The organism is Gilliamella sp. W8136, from assembly GCF_016101285.1.
GTDB classification, from domain to species: Bacteria; Pseudomonadota; Gammaproteobacteria; order Enterobacterales; family Orbaceae; genus Gilliamella; species Gilliamella apicola_N.
Map to the genome: position 1 here is coordinate 33,320 of NZ_JACFQU010000006.1, position 15,979 is coordinate 49,298.

Annotated in this window: 14 protein-coding genes; 6 read left to right on the forward strand and 8 right to left on the reverse strand. The window is 32.6% G+C overall.

Annotated features, from left to right (window positions below):
• Positions 1 to 45: 45 nt before the first annotated feature.
• From H3T96_RS04880 to oxyR, 3 genes are all read right to left on the reverse strand, one after another.
• Positions 46 to 1,083 (reverse strand): lipoprotein signal peptide, encoded by a 1,038-nt coding sequence (locus H3T96_RS04880; protein WP_144091783.1) that lies wholly within the window; start codon positions 1,081 to 1,083, stop codon positions 46 to 48.
• Positions 1,084 to 1,278: 195 nt separating this feature from the next.
• Entirely contained in the window at positions 1,279 to 1,923 is a 645-nt protein-coding gene (fabR, locus tag H3T96_RS04885) for an HTH-type transcriptional repressor FabR (protein WP_039130139.1), read from the reverse strand.
• Positions 1,924 to 1,925: 2 nt separating this feature from the next.
• Positions 1,926 to 2,852, reverse strand: coding sequence for a DNA-binding transcriptional regulator OxyR (gene oxyR, locus H3T96_RS04890; protein WP_086327616.1), 927 nt, complete (start codon positions 2,850 to 2,852; stop codon positions 1,926 to 1,928).
• Positions 2,853 to 3,289: 437 nt separating this feature from the next.
• Between oxyR and pcnB the strand changes: the two genes are divergently transcribed.
• The 6 genes from pcnB (at position 3,290) to sppA (ending at position 11,925) form a co-directional block, all read left to right on the forward strand.
• Positions 3,290 to 4,624 carry a polynucleotide adenylyltransferase PcnB gene (gene pcnB / locus H3T96_RS04895; RefSeq protein WP_260846846.1) on the forward strand — a complete coding sequence of 445 codons (1,335 nt, stop codon included), beginning with the start codon at positions 3,290 to 3,292 and terminating at the stop codon, positions 4,622 to 4,624.
• 74 nt (positions 4,625 to 4,698) lie between these two features.
• Positions 4,699 to 7,056, forward strand: coding sequence for an LPS assembly protein LptD (lptD, locus tag H3T96_RS04900; RefSeq protein ID WP_039128190.1), 2,358 nt, complete (start codon positions 4,699 to 4,701; stop codon positions 7,054 to 7,056).
• A gap of 73 nt (positions 7,057 to 7,129) precedes the next feature.
• Complete coding sequence (surA, locus tag H3T96_RS04905; protein WP_086326373.1) at positions 7,130 to 8,449, forward strand: peptidylprolyl isomerase SurA; 1,320 nt, start codon at positions 7,130 to 7,132, stop codon at positions 8,447 to 8,449.
• Positions 8,442 to 9,239, forward strand: coding sequence for a 16S rRNA (adenine(1518)-N(6)/adenine(1519)-N(6))-dimethyltransferase RsmA (gene rsmA / locus H3T96_RS04910; RefSeq protein ID WP_039128187.1), 798 nt, complete (start codon positions 8,442 to 8,444; stop codon positions 9,237 to 9,239). Before surA ends, rsmA begins: the two co-directional genes overlap by 8 nt.
• Positions 9,240 to 9,243: 4 nt before the next feature.
• Positions 9,244 to 10,062 carry a bis(5'-nucleosyl)-tetraphosphatase (symmetrical) ApaH gene (gene apaH / locus H3T96_RS04915; RefSeq protein ID WP_039128184.1) on the forward strand — a complete coding sequence of 273 codons (819 nt, stop codon included), beginning with the start codon at positions 9,244 to 9,246 and terminating at the stop codon, positions 10,060 to 10,062.
• 27 nt (positions 10,063 to 10,089) lie between these two features.
• Complete coding sequence (gene sppA / locus H3T96_RS04920; protein WP_144091781.1) at positions 10,090 to 11,925, forward strand: signal peptide peptidase SppA; 1,836 nt, start codon at positions 10,090 to 10,092, stop codon at positions 11,923 to 11,925.
• A gap of 73 nt (positions 11,926 to 11,998) precedes the next feature.
• Here sppA and H3T96_RS04925 read toward each other — a convergent pair whose 3' ends face one another.
• The 5 genes from H3T96_RS04925 to moaC all read right to left on the reverse strand — a co-directional run bounded on the left by H3T96_RS04925 (position 11,999) and on the right by moaC (position 15,933).
• Entirely contained in the window at positions 11,999 to 13,825 is a 1,827-nt protein-coding gene (locus H3T96_RS04925; RefSeq protein ID WP_144091780.1) for a sulfatase-like hydrolase/transferase, read from the reverse strand.
• A 175-nt stretch (positions 13,826 to 14,000) separates the two neighbouring features.
• Positions 14,001 to 14,699 (reverse strand): Bax inhibitor-1/YccA family protein, encoded by a 699-nt coding sequence (locus H3T96_RS04930; protein WP_039128179.1) that lies wholly within the window; start codon positions 14,697 to 14,699, stop codon positions 14,001 to 14,003.
• 56 nt (positions 14,700 to 14,755) lie between these two features.
• Complete coding sequence (gene moaE / locus H3T96_RS04935) at positions 14,756 to 15,199, reverse strand: molybdopterin synthase catalytic subunit MoaE (RefSeq protein ID WP_144091779.1); 444 nt, start codon at positions 15,197 to 15,199, stop codon at positions 14,756 to 14,758.
• 4 nt (positions 15,200 to 15,203) lie between these two features.
• A complete protein-coding gene (gene moaD, locus H3T96_RS04940; protein ID WP_039128173.1) occupies positions 15,204 to 15,449 on the reverse strand; it encodes a molybdopterin synthase sulfur carrier subunit in 246 nt (81 codons plus the stop codon).
• Complete coding sequence (gene moaC / locus H3T96_RS04945) at positions 15,442 to 15,933, reverse strand: cyclic pyranopterin monophosphate synthase MoaC (RefSeq protein WP_086326377.1); 492 nt, start codon at positions 15,931 to 15,933, stop codon at positions 15,442 to 15,444. The genes moaD and moaC overlap by 8 nt, the downstream gene beginning before the upstream one ends.
• Between the last annotated feature and the right edge of the window lie 46 nt (positions 15,934 to 15,979).

Here is a 15,979-nt window from a genome sequence, read left to right on the forward strand (position 1 = left end):
AATTTATTAAATGAGCTGCGACTTTTGTCGCAGTTTTTTTGAGCATTAATTTTTATTATTTGAAAATGTATCTGACAAAAAGTTAACTACAAGATGAGTGATTTCACTATGTATTTCACTTCTCTGACGAATTCCTCCATCTTTACAAATAATTCCTTCACCTTGTTTTTCTTGGTTTAATATCTCTATTGCATTAGTTTTACACATTTGGATAAAACTAAAATGCATTGCATCTGGAATAGTAATATAAGTGGAAGATGACTTTGCTAAAAATTGTTGAAGGTAGCCCGATTCAAGTTGAGTATTTGTATCATCTAGATCAACGCCTGCACCAATAATAAGAGAAGGTATTTTAATTTCTTGCAAGCTTTCAATTGTAAATCCTCTTGTCAAACCGGCATCTAAAGATATGAAAGCTTTTATTCTTGGGTCTAATATACTTTTATTCAGCTCTGAATTTGCTAAACCAAGTTCAGATAGCAAATGACAACCTTTCAAATAAGAATGTATCTTACAATCCTGATTAAATAAATTAACCGAAAATCTAGCGCCAGAAAGCGCTATTACAGACCAACCACCAAGAGAATGCCCTATAGCGGCAATCTGATTAAAATTAACAATATTTGAAAATGTTTGATTGCCAATTAAGGCATCAATTGTTTTACTTAAATCTTGTGGACGTAACCATAGTTTAGATGATTGTTCAATATTACGATCAAATATTGTTGTTCCTGGATGATTGGGAGCAGCAACAATATAACCTTTTAAAGCAAGTTCATTAGCAAGCCAACTTAGATTTTGCCAACTTCCACCATAACCATGTGAAAGCAAAGCTAATGGATATTTAGTCGTACTGATTTTCGGTTCAGCATCAGGAGTAACTTCATGACCATAAAAAATAGCATTTTCAGCTATAGTAACAGCGCCATGGTTATTGTTAGTAGGATACCAGACGGCAATATCTATAGGCCTACTATCTCGTTTATCATAATGAATTTTCTTAAAACCTATATTTTCTGATGCAGAACAAATAAATGGAAAAAATAAAATAAGAAAATTAAGCAAAAAGTATAGTTTAACCATTAAATTAATTCCTATTAAAATATGCAACTATTTTTAACTTTAACAATTACGCTTAATTAACGATATAATAAATTTAACAAATTGTTAATCAATAGTTTATTTTATTAGGCTACGCAATGAATAAACAGAATGGTAATTTAATTCTTGTCAAAAAGTTTCAGGTTAACTATACGTTTGAGTATAAAAAACTTGTAATTAATATTTTCCTTCTTTAATTAATTCTTTGTGATAAAGATAATAGGCACCACGTGAAACCATTCGAAGCTGGAAAATAAGATCTTCGATTAATTTTTGACGTTGAATGATATCAAAATCAATCGCTTCTGCTCCTGCATTAAAAGCAATGGTTACCATTGCTTCTGCTTGTGCTACGTTATAATGATGAGGCATTTGGTTAGCATTATCCAAATAGTCAACCAATTCTTCAATAAAATGTTGAATTTCACGCGCAATGGCTGACCGAAAGGCCGATGAAGTCCCTGCTTTTTCACGAAGTAATAGTAAAAAAACTTTGGGATTTTTATCTATAAACTCAATAAACGTTGTTACTGAAGTACGCAACACGCTACCACCTTTTTCAATACGTTTTCGTGCTTGGCGCAGCAATTGGCGAAGAGTTAAACCACTTTCATCAACCATTGCTAAACCTAATTCATCCATATCACGGAAATGTCGATAGAATGATGTTGCAGCAATACCTGCTTCTCGAGCAACTTCACGCAAACTCAAACTGGCAAATCCCTGCTCTGCATTCAATTGATTAAAAGCAGCATCAATTAGTGACCGACGAGTTCTCTGTTTCTGCTGTGCGCGTACACCACTGGTTTTAATATTTTTCATTTTTAATTTGTTGATGTTAATAAACGTTCTTTTTCAGCAAATACTTTTGGCATATGTTCACGAATCGTTTTTGCTATTGTTTCATAACGTGAACGCAAAGGTGAACCAGGTCTATAAATCAAAGCAATACTACGTACTGGAACAGGGTCAGTACATGGAATATAGCATATATTATCTCGTATTCTTTCATTTGGAGCTGCTAGCTCAGGAAACAAGGTTATTCCTCGACCAGCAGAAATCATGCTACGCAAGGTTTCTAAACTGGTTGCTTTAAATTGTTTATCTTCGTCAATACCTACTTGAAAACAATATCCCATAGCATGTTCACGTAAACAGTGCCCATCTTCTAACATTAAGAATTTTTCACCTTTTAAATTAGAGAGTTTAACTGTTTGTTTATTTGCTAACTCATTATTTGCTGGAACAGCTAAAAACATTGGCTCATTAAATAACGGTAATTCTATAAATTGCGCTGTTTCTTTTACTTGCGCAATTATCGCACAATCCAACTTACCACTTTCAAGTTGAGCGACAATATTAGCAGTCTGTGCTTCATGTAAATAAAGCTCTAGTTGAGGAAAAGATTCATGTAGTACCGTTATTACATGTGGTAATAAATAAGGGGCAATAGTTGGTATTAAACCGATATGCATCGGCCCAGACATCTCTTCACCTTGGCGGCTAGCCATCTCTTTAAGGATTTGAATATTGCGTAATATCTCTTTTGCTTGCTCAACAAGCATCATTCCTGTTTGAGTAAATAAAACTTTGCGACTAGTACGTTCTAGTAACATTACGCCTAGTTCATCTTCCAATTTTCTGATTTGCCCACTTAAAGTTGGTTGACTCACGTTGCAAGCATCAGCAGCTTTACGAAAATGACGAAATTCAGCTAACGAAACAAAATATTCCAAATCACGAATATTCATAATGTCCCCAAAATAAGTTATCAGTTAATGGTATATACTCAAACGATTTTTATTGACTAATTCTGTTTTGAAAAAATTAACATATTAAAAATATAACTCACATATTTATCATGTTATTTATACAAACTATTTCTTTCAATAAATTAAAAATCTTTGAATATAGGTTAGTTAATCATAATTAGATAGTAAAATTACACATAAAATACATGTAAATAGATAATGTTGCTTTCTACAGCAATATTGCTAATTGTACTATATAAAGTGCTATTGTTGATAATTATGTTTAAAAATTTAAATACAATATTAAACTAAAATCATAAAATATTTAATTTTACTATAGTTAAAGTTAACAAATGAAGAAAAATGGAAAGTTATAAGTAATTGAGATATAATTTCGTGCAATATCACTTGAGTAAATACACTTTCAGAGGTGCACTATTTTTAAACATGTCTCTCGCTTTTGCCGTAAAATGTTTCACATTGAAGAACAAAAAAAATCTCGGTATATTTCCATTTCTCGCAATGAACATAATATTTCACGTAAAGATATTAGTGAAAATGCATTAAAAGTTCTTTATAGATTAAACAAACAAGGGTATGAAGCTTACTTAGTTGGTGGGTGTATTCGTGATCTTTTACTTGGTAAAACACCCAAAGATTTTGATATCGCAACCAATGCGACACCAGAACAAGTGCAAAAAACATTCCGCAATTGCCGTTTAGTGGGAAAACGGTTTCGTTTGGCACACATTATGTTTGGTAAAGAGATTATTGAAGTAGCAACCTTTCGTGGTGAACACAGCAACCAAGATGAACAAAACAATATCGCCAAACGTTCCCAATCGGGAATGTTACTGCGTGATAATGTATACGGAACAATTGAACAAGATGCCGTTCGTCGTGATTTCACAATGAACGCTTTTTATTATAGTATAAAAGATTTTACATTACGTGATTATTGTGGTGGCTTAAAAGATTTACAAAATGGAATCATTCGTTTAATTGGTGATCCAAAAGTTCGTTATCGAGAAGATCCAGTTAGGATGTTAAGAACGATTCGTTTTGCCGCTAAACTTGATATGCAAATTGAGCCATCAACCTCTGAACCAATTAAACATCTTGCACCTTTGTTAAAAAATATTCCGTCAGCAAGACTTTTTGATGAATCGCTAAAATTATTACAATCAGGCAATGGTTATAACACTTATTTATTATTAAGAAAATATCATCTTTTTGAGCAGCTATTTCCGGTCATTGAACGGCTATTTACTCAAAATAATAATAGCTATTTAGAAAAAATGATTGAGCAAGTTTTAAAAAATACTGATTACCGCATAACTAATAAGCAACGTGTTAATCCAGCATTTTTATTTGCCGCTTTTTTTTGGTATCCAATTATTGAACAGGCACAATTAACTTGCGTTGAAGGTGGTTTATTATTTCATGATGCATTTTCAATGGCTATTAATGATGTACTAAGTGAACAATGCCGAATTATTGCAATACCTAAAAGATTGACAACAATAATGGGAGATATCTGGCGTTTACAATTACGAATGAAAAAACGTGAAGGTAAACGTGCATTTGCAATTTTGGAACATCCTAAATTCCGTGCAGCTTATGACTTATTAGAAATGCGTGCATCCATCGAAAAAGGTGAGCTTTTAGCTCTGGCTAAATGGTGGGATGAATTTCAGCATACTTCTGTTGACAAAAGAATAGTAATGGTTAAGCAATTGAGTAAAACAAATAAGCGAAGAGCCAAACATTAATTTTTCGTTCGCACTTTTGTAAATAATCGTTATAATGTTTAGCATATAATAATCATAACTACCTTTAATCATTGATGAAAAAATTAACGCCGTCATTTATTGCAATTACCGTTACCCTTTCATTGTCTAATAGCTGTTACGCTATAGGTTTACCTAAAGCTGAAAGTAATAATCCACAATGTCTTGCCAATGTTCCTAAATTTGATCGGCCTTTAGTTAAAGGTGATATTAACACATTACCAGTTAATGCCGAAGCAAACCAATTTAAAGCTATTTATCCAAATACAGTCATTTATCAAGGTGATGTTTCAATAGAACAAGGAAACCGCACAGTACAAGCGAATAAAGTTACAATTGACTCAACGAATAAAAATAATCGTATGGCGATCTTACAAGGTAACATTAATTATCAAGATAATTTGATCAATATAAAAGGCAATAATGCATCAATGAATCTTAATAATAATGATACTCAAATTAGCCCTGGTGAGTACCATCTTGTCAATCGTCTTGGTCGTGGTGATGCTGATGAGATGAAACTTGAGAAAAATCGATTGATAATTCTAAAAAATGGCAGTTTTACCTCATGCCCTGTCGATGACAGTACTTGGAGTATTAAAGGTTCAACGATTATTCACGATAATGAAGAAGAATTACTTGAAGTATGGAATGCAGTATTTCGTATTGGTAAAGTTCCCGTGCTCTATTCGCCTTACTTACAATTACCTACAGGTAATAAGCGTCGTTCTGGTTTATTAATTCCTAATCTAAGTTATGACAGTGTCAGTGGTGTAGATTTTGCTTTACCTATTTATTGGAATATTGCACCTAATTATGATGCCACATTTACTCCAAGGGTATTGCAACGTCGAGGTCTTCAATTACAAACTGAATTCCGCTATTTAAATGAACTTGGTTTGGGTACACTAGCATTTGATTGGTTACAACATGATGCTAAATATAGCGAAGATAGGGATAGATTATTAAATGGTAATAACTATGATGACAATCGTCATCGCTGGTTATTCTATTGGAAAAACGATGAATTAATTAATTACAATTGGCGTTTTACTGTTGATTCGACCCGTGTAAGTGATAATCAATATCTAGCAGATTTAGATTCTAAATATACATCCCAAACAGCAGGTTATCTTACACAGTTTTATAAACTGGGCTATAATGATCCTAACTGGGATATTACTTTGGGTTATAGACACTTTCAAGCCTTTCAAGATGGCGTTAAAGATTCTTTGTATCAAACTCAACCACAATTAAATATTAATTATTATAATTATGATTTTGGACCGCTAAAATTCAAAACATTTTCGCAAGTGTCTCATTTTATAAGCTCAGGAAAAAATAATCCTAAAGCATGGCGAGCTCATATTGAGCCATCATTTAATTATACTTTAACTAATTCTTGGACAATTTTAACCACTTCAGCCGGTATAATGGCAACCCATTATAGTCAAGATAATATTAAAAGAAATATTGATCGATATAAACAGTTAGATAAAAATGTTAACCGCTTTATACCAAAATTTAGTATTGATGGTAAAATTATATTTGAACGTGACTTCAATTTCATTGATGGCTATACCCAGACATTAGAACCGCGCGTAAAATATATCTATATTCCATATCGAAATCAGTCTAATATAGGAACTTATGACTCAACCTTATTACAGTTTGATTATGTAGGTCTATTTAGAGATCAACCATACAGTGGGTTAGATCGAATTGCTTCCGCTAATAATATAGCTACAGGGGTAACAACTCGTTTTTACGATGATAATAAAGTTGAAAAGTTTAATTTATCCATAGGGCAGATAACTTATTTTACTAAATCAAAAACCAGTGAACATAATACTGAGTTAGATAAAAATTCGGATACTGGTAGTATCACTTGGGCATCAGATAATTTTTGGCGGGTTACTAATGATGTAATTTTCAGAAGTGGTATACAATATGATACTCGAATTGATACCGTATCTTTAGCTAATGCAATATTTGAGTATCACCCATCAAGTGAAAAATTATTACAACTATCTTATCGTTATGCTAACCATAATTATATCAATACGGTTGATTCAAATTCTTTATATAAGAATTATAAACAAGATATATCACAAGCTGGATTTGTTACGGCGTGGCCATTGTCACAAACGATCAATGCAGTAGGTTCATACTATTACGATGTCGGCTTAGGGCAAACTGTCGATAGCTCAATAGGGTTACATTACAGTGACTGTTGCTGGGGAATGACCGTACAATATGGACGAAAGTTAACAGATTGGGATTCAATTTCACGTAGTAGTAAATACGAAAATAAACTTTCAGTTAATTTTGAATTACAAGGTTTAGGTCGTAACCGTGATGCGAAAGCAAAAATGTTAAACTTTGGTAAACTGCCATACACAACAACATTTTAATTTTACTTAATATAACTAAATAAATTAATACAGTAATATTTATACTGTAACAAACAACATGAGTAGCGCAAATATGAAACTATCAAACCTATTGATTACTTTAAATTTAAGTTTAAGTTTAACCATAGGACTACTTACACCATTATCAACCGTTGCTGCACCTAAGGTTATTGAACGAGTAGCTGCGGTAGTTAATAATAATGTCATTTTGGAAAGTGATATTAACGACATGTTAAAAACAATTAAGGCCAGTACAGATGCGAGCAATCTACCTAATGATAAAGTATTAAGAGAACAAATTCTGGATCGCTTAATTATTGAAAATTTAATTTTACAAAAAGCCGCGAAAGCCAAAATAACAATTAATGATGATGAAGTCACCAATGCTATTGCTAGAATCGCAGGGCAAAACGGTATGACGATTGATGAGCTCAGAAGTAAACTTTCAATAATGGGTATTAGTTACAGCAGTTATCGGGAACGAATCCATAATGACATGTTGATTGAACAGACCAGAATGAATGAGGTTAGGCCTAGAATTAAAATTTCAGAAAAAGAAGTTGAAACTTTGACTAAAAATCTTGCTGAACAACCAGCCAACAATAAAGATGTCAAAATTAGTCATATTTTAATATCAGTACCAGAAAAAGCGTCTAAACAACAAATTGATAATGCAATTAACAAAGCAAATGATATCCTTAATCGGGCACAAAAAGGTGAAAATTTTGCAAAATTAGCAGCGACATATTCAAATGATGATTACGCTTTAAAAGGCGGTAATATGGGTTGGAATAAACTCAACGAGCTACCAACTATCTTTGAAGAACGGCTCATTAGAGCACCAAAAGGCAGTATTATTGGCCCAATTCGTTCTGGCGTTGGATTACATATTTTGAAAGTAGATGATACCCGCACAGAAGCTCCCAAAAAATATACTATTGAAGAAATGAATGCTCGCCATATTTTAATTAAAACAAATGTATTGGTGACAGACGAAATAGCTAAACAAAAATTGAATGATATTCGCAAATCAATAATCAGTGGTGCAATAAGTTTTGAAGCAGCCGCAAAGGCTAATTCAGAAGATCCTGGCTCAGCCGAAAATGGAGGAAATTTAGGTTGGAGTCGCCCAGATGTCTATGACAGTGGATTTAGAAATGCCCTAGTTCGGTTAAAAAAAGGTGAAATCAGCCAGCCAGTTAAATCATCTTTCGGTTGGCATTTGATTCAATTACTCGATACCAAACAAACTGATGGCACAAATGCAGTTAAACAAGATCGGGCTTACCGATTGATATTTAATCGTAAATTTAGTGAGGAAGCACAAGTGTGGATTCAAGAATTAAAAGGCGATGCCTACATTAACATTACAGGTGAAGATAAGCATGAATAATCGTGTACACCAAGGGCATTTCGCCCGTAAACGATTCGGACAAAATTTTTTACACGATGACTATATTATTGAAAGCATTGTTGCAGCTATACAGCCTAAAGCAGATCAAGCTCTAGTAGAAATTGGTCCTGGACTAGCTGCATTAACTGTTCCAGTTAGTAAATACGTTGACCATTTGACGGTTGTAGAAATTGATAGAGATTTAGCCAGTAGATTGATTGATAATCCTCTATTAAATGATAAATTGACAGTTATTGAACAAGATGCTCTGACATTTGACTTTAATGAATTAAAGCAACAATTAGGTAAACCATTAAGAGTATTTGGTAACTTACCCTATAATATCTCTACACCGTTGATGTTCCATTTATTTGAATATGCCAATATCATTACTGATATGCATTTTATGTTACAAAAAGAAGTAGTAACTCGACTTGTCGCCGCACCTAATAGTAAAGACTATGGTAGATTAAGTGTAATGGCACAATATTTTTGCCAAATTATTCCAGTATTAGAAGTACCTCCAACATCATTTAAACCAGCACCAAAAGTTGATTCTGCGGTTGTAAAGTTGATTCCATATAAAGAAAAACCTTATCAAGTAAATGATGTCAAAATACTTTCTCGTGTAACAACTGAAGCATTTAATCAACGCCGAAAAACGATCCGTAACAGTTTAGGCAATATGTTTACAGCCGAACAATTAGTTGAACTCAATATTGATCCAAATTTACGCGCTGAAAATCTAACTGTTCAACAATATTGCCAACTTGCAAATGCATGGAAATAATATTATGGCAAATTTACTCATTGGTGATATTCATGGTTGTTATGATGAATTCATGCGATTACTTGAAAAAGCAAAATTCTCATCTTCAGATACTTTATGGTTAACAGGGGATCTGGTTGCCCGAGGACCTAAATCATTAGATGTTTTACGATTTGTTAAGCAAAATAGTCAGAAAATTCGTATGGTTTTAGGTAATCATGATTTGCACTTATTATCAGTATATGCTGGTGTTACACTTGTTAAAAAGAAAGATAATTTAGATGAAGTCATCAATGCTCCCGATTATGATGAACTTATGAACTGGCTACGTAAACAGCCATTGGTTCAAATTGATGAATCATTAAAATTAATCATGACCCATGCGGGTATTTCACCACAATGGGATCTTGAATTACTAAAAAAATGCGCTCACGATCTGAATGTTATGCTATCTAGTGATTCATATCCCTTATTTTTAGATAAAATGTATGGTAACTTTCCTGATGAATGGTCATCAGATTTACAAGGATTGGATCGCCTACGTTATATTGCCAATGCGCTAACACGTATGCGTTTTTGTTATGAAGATGGCCGGTTAGATTTTTATTTTAAAAAATCACCTGAACAAGCACCAATAAAACTTAAACCTTGGTTTTTATTGCCAAGTAAAATACCCGCACAATATAGTATTGCTTTCGGGCATTGGGCTGCATTAAATGGTAAAGGTACACCAGAAAATATTTATGCACTTGATACTGGATGTTGTTGGGGAGGAAAACTGACATGTTTACGATTTGAAGATAAAAAATATTTCAAAAAACGTAATATTGAAACGAAAAATTAAAGTTATTATTAACAAGGACTTATTATTATGTCTGCATTATCTGTCATAAAATCTATTTGGAAAGTGATTAATGTAATAAGAGAAACGTTTCTTAATTTGATATTCTTAGTTATTATTCTGCTTATCTTCGGCGGTATTGGCTTAATAAATGAAGCTCAAAAGCAAGATACAGTTCCTCAATATGGTTCATTGGTTTTAGATCTTGAAGGTGTTATTGTTGATAACACGAATTACAATGATGAAATCTATGCACTACAAAATAAAATTTATGGTAAAAAAGTAAATACTTCCCGCGAAAATAGTTTGTTTATATTAACGCAAAAAATTGCCCAAGCAACCACCGATCCAAATATTAAAAGCATTATTTTAAAATTAGATAATTTTGTTGGTGCCGATCTGAGCTCTTTACAATATGTGGGCAAGTATTTAACCAAATTTAAAGAAGCTAAAAAACCAATTTATGCCTTTGGAACAAGTTATAATCAGAGCCAATATTATTTAGCGAGTTATGCTAATAAAATCTATCTAACACCTCTTGGCTCAGTCAACGTATATGGATTAGCTGCAAACAACTTATACTATAAAACCCTACTTGATAATTTAAAAGTTAATACACATGTTTTCAGAGTAGGAACGTATAAATCTGCCATTGAGCCATTTATTCGTGATGACATGTCGGAAGATGCGAGAAATAATACAACTCGTTGGTTAACCCATATGTGGGATAATTACCTTAATGATATCTCAACACAACGAAAAAAAGCCAATTCACAATTAGTGCCTGCACCTGAAACAATGCTATCAGAATTAAGAGCTGCTAATGGTAATATGGCTCAATATGCTTTATCTAATGGCTTAGTTGATGTTATTGCTTCAAGTCATCAATATGAATTAGAATTCACTGATCAACATGAAATTAGTATTTACGATTATCAACTTAAATCAGAAAATGAACAATTAGTTGGTGATAATAATAAAAGTAATACTCCACTTATCGCTGTTGTCTTTGTCAATGGTACGATCACCAATGGTGAAAATAGCAATAATGTAGCAGGAAGCGAAGACATTGTTCAGCAACTTAAAGAAATTCGTAAGAACCTAGATAAGCAAAATATACAAGCTGTAGTATTACGAGTAAATAGCCCTGGGGGTAGTGTTGATGCATCTGAAGCGATTCGTAGTGAATTAGAAGCTTTACGTAGTTATCAAATTCCTGTCGTTGTTTCTATGGGCGGAATGGCTGCATCAGGTGGATACTGGATCTCAACTGAATCTGATTATATTGTTGCAAGTCCAAACACAATTACAGGCTCTATTGGTATCTTCGGTATTATTTCAACATTTGAAAACTCTTTATCTCATATTGGTGTTTATAGTGATGGAGTAAGTACATCACCATTGGCAGGCAATAATTTAACTAAAAACTTGCCTGAAGAAACAAACCAATTAATTCAAATGAACATCAACAATGGCTACCAAACATTTATTTCGCTAGTAGCAAAAGCGCGAAAAATGACAACGGAACAAGTAGATAAAATTGGACAAGGTCAAGTCTGGTTAGGAGCAGAAGCAGACAAAATAGGGCTTATTGATAAGTTAGGTGATTTTGATGATGCCGTTGAAATAGCTGCAACATTAGCAAATTTAACTGATTATAAAATTGACTGGCCAAAATCTGAAGTAAATTGGTTTAATGCATTATATTCAGATATGATAGCTATCTTACCGCAATCAACAGCTGAGATATTATTTGAACATCTTCCTGAAGCAAAACAGCTAAAACAACATATCTCTTTATGGAATAATTTTAACGACACCCAAAATCGTTATATTTATTGCTTAAATTGTGCTGATGTTCGTTAATTTTTATCACTATCCGCCATGAATATGGCGGATAGAATTTTTCATTTGTTGCTAGATATTCCGTTCTAATATGTTAATGATTTTTTCTTTGACTGAAAAAATAACTCATATTTTTCATCGCTTCTTGAATATTTTGGTAATTTGGTACCTCGTTAACCTCACGATTATGTATATCCATATAACGACTAATACCAATTCTATTAACAAAATAGATATTATCTGGTGTTCTAACAGCATAAGAACTGTAGTTAGACATTAATAACCAATTACGATCAGTTATAGGTTGAAATAAATCATATCCGGTAGAATAATCCTTTATATCATTTTCAACATATAAATAATGCTTCATTAGGGTTGGGACAACATCTTCATGGTTAGTTAATTTATTACTGTTATTTATCAAATTACCTAACTCTGTCGCACCAACAATAATAAAAGGTACCTTAGTTTGTGCATCAGTATAATTACCATTATGCCCCCAAAAACCTAGTTTATTATCATTCATTTCTTGACTATGATCACCTGTTATAATTAACAATGTATCATTTAAAGAGTCTGATTTAATAAGTTCATCATAAATATTTTGTAATAAATAATCATCATAATAGACACTTTGTTTGTAACGATTAAAAATCGGCAAAGGATCTGTATCATTGTTCAATGTCATATAGTTAAGATCGCCAATAGGTTTGAACTTAACTGAAAAATCATCTGGGAAATCATACGCATGAGGCGCATCATAAAATAAAAAAGAAAACGTTGGTCTTGAAATATCTCGCGATTTATACCATGCTAACCAATCATCAGTGATTTGTTTATCCCGTTTAGATGCTGAGCCATCTTTACTACTGATTCTTAAGTTTTCAATAGTAACAAACGCAGTTCGATCAAATTCAGGTGCAGTTACTTTAGCTGATGTAAAAATACCAATATTATAATTTTCTTTCTGTAAAGTTGTAATAAATACGGACGGAATGCTACCACGTAAAAATGAATCCCAGTAAGTACCTGGAATACCATAAAAAAGTCCAAAAATACCGGTACGCGTTGCATTACCTGTCGAATAATGATTATTAAAGATCACGCCATTATTATTCTTAACAAACTGAAAAGTATTTGGTGAGATTTCATTACTAAAAGTATCATATCGCCATGAATCTAAAACAATAAATATTATATTTTTAAGTTTTTTATTTTCTGGGTTAATCACTAACGGATTTTTAGGATAATCGACAGTTGCATTAATATTATCTTTATCATAAACAACTTTTCGTGCACCTTCCTTATCAAAAATACTCATGATTTTTTTTGAAGTCAATGGACGATAAAGCGGAATATATTCTTTCACAACCATTATTGGAGAATAAGCATAATAAAAACCAACCATATGTCCAAACTGGCTAATAAATAAAGAAGCAATTAATAGCAGTGTGGATAATAAAATTACTTTCGATTTATTATGAGGTTTAGATACTTGGAAATCAATAATATAGATAATAAGATATTCAACACAAAATGAAACGATAATAAGCGCCAGCATTAACAAATACGTTGTTATAGAAAAATCAACAACTTGACCTGATAATACCATTGATAAAACAGATTCATTAATATGGAATCGATATTGCTGAAAAACAATTGTATCAACATATAATGTTATTTGAATAAAACTAAATAAAATAGCAAGAATGGCATAACATAAATATTTTCTTAACCACAGGGTTGGTATACAGATTAAAAAAAACAATATATATAATGAAAAAAAATGTCCAAGTACAGCAAACACTGAAAATGTGCTACCAAGCCAAGAAAACGCTACATCAGGAACCAGAAAGAAACGTACTGCAATAAGAGATGAAATGAAGATATTTATTAAAACAAAACAGTATAATTTTTTCATAGTACTCACTAGTAGACCATCCATTCACTTAACATCAAAAGAATCTTACAGTATTTTATACTGAAACGTAGTGCTTTCCTGAAACTTTTTAACAAGTTAGCATTATCTAGATAAATACTAATAAAATATTAACAAAAAAGGGCTCTAATTGAGCCCTCTTTCTAGATTCAAACCATTATCGTCTATCGGCAAAAATTCTTAATAACATAATAAATAAATTGATAAAATCAAGATAAAGTTGTAATGCACCTAAAATAACATAACGTCTAAATATATTCTGATCGTCTTGAGGTAAACCGTCACCTAATTCTTTCAATTTTTGAGTATCGTAAGCAGTTAATCCTGCAAAAACAAATACACCAATATAGGTAATAGCCCACATCAATGGTTCACTATGCATAAATATATTCACTAATGATGCAATGACTAATCCAATTAATCCCATAAATAAGAAACGACCGAAACTAGACAAATCTCGCTTAGTAGTATAGCCATAAAAAGCCAAAGCTGCGAACATACCTGCGGTAATAAAAAACACACTTGCTATTGACGATGAAGTATAAACTAGAAAATAGATTGAAAAGGTACAACCATTTAAAACCGAATAAAGCATAAATAATGTCGTTGCGGCAGCGCCAGAAAGACGATTAATCATGCCAGAAATAACGAAAACTAATGCCAGTTCCGCTATCATCAATACCCACATACCTTTATATAATAATTGTATCAGCGCAAGATTACTTGATGCAAACCAAGCAACTAAAGCTGTTAATAATAAACCAACAGTCATCCAACCATATACATGGCTCATATACGTTTGTACACGACTGCCAGCTTGTTCATTAATCAAGCCATTCGGCGAAAAACTTGCCATTCCTTATCTCTCCTAAAAATGCCATATAAACTATCGTATTATATATTAAATAGGGATTAATTCCATTTTTTCAATGCATCTACGTCAGTTTTTTTTGCTTCAACCCAGCTATCGCCATCAATGGTTCGTTCTTTCTTCCAAAATGGCGCTTCATTTTTTAAAATATCCATAATAAATTCAGCAGCCGCAAATGAATCGGCACGATGAGCACTACTTACCCCAACAAATACGATCTGCTCATTAGCATTAATTTTCCCAACTCGATGTATAACCACAACTCGACTTAATTGCCATCTTTTTCGAGCATTAGCGATTATATTAGCTAAAACTTTCTCTGTCATTTCTGCATAATGTTCTAAATAAAGGCTCAATGTCTGTTTTTCAAAACAACGAACCTTACCCATAAAAGTGACAATAGCACCATCTTGGGGTAATTCTGAAAGCCAATTAATTAACTGATTATTATCAATTGACTCTTCATTTACTTTAATAATATCCATCGTTTTAACCACCTGTTACAGGAGGGAAAAAGGCAATTTCATCGCCAGCCTGAATAATATAATCAGAATCAACCAATACTTGGTTCACGGCACATAAAATAACTCTCTCTTTGAATGCTAAAGCCCACCTATCGCCACGTTTGCTGAGTTGTTCAAGCAATTCCAAAATAGAAACTTGATTAGCATCTAAGATAATGCTGTCAATTTCAACTAACTCTCTAATTTGAGCAAAAAAAATAATTTTATTCATCTAGTTCCTTGGCAATAAAGTCTCCAGACTTACCACCACTCTTATTCAATAATCTTACTTGCGTAATGACCATATCCTTTTGTACAGCCTTACACATATCATAAATAGTTAAAGCAGCAACTGACGCTGCTACCATAGCCTCCATTTCAACACCTGTTTGCCCGTTTAATCGACAGTTAGCTTGAATTCGAATACAACTTTTTATTCGATCAGCTTCAATATTAATTTCAATTTTACTGAGTAAAAGCGGATGGCATAGAGGAATAATATCCCAAGTTTTTTTTGCAGCTTGAATACCAGCAATTCTTGCTGTCGCAAAAACATCCCCTTTATGATGTTTACCTTCGATAATCATATCAAGTGTTTTGGTATTCATTAAAACTAATGATTCTGCGCTTGCTTGTCGCATGGTTAGCTGTTTATTTGAAACATCAACCATATGAGCATCACCGCGCTGATTAATATGCGAAAATGACTCGGGCATATTTTTGATTCCTTGAAAATTTATCAACTCTTTAGAATATATCCAA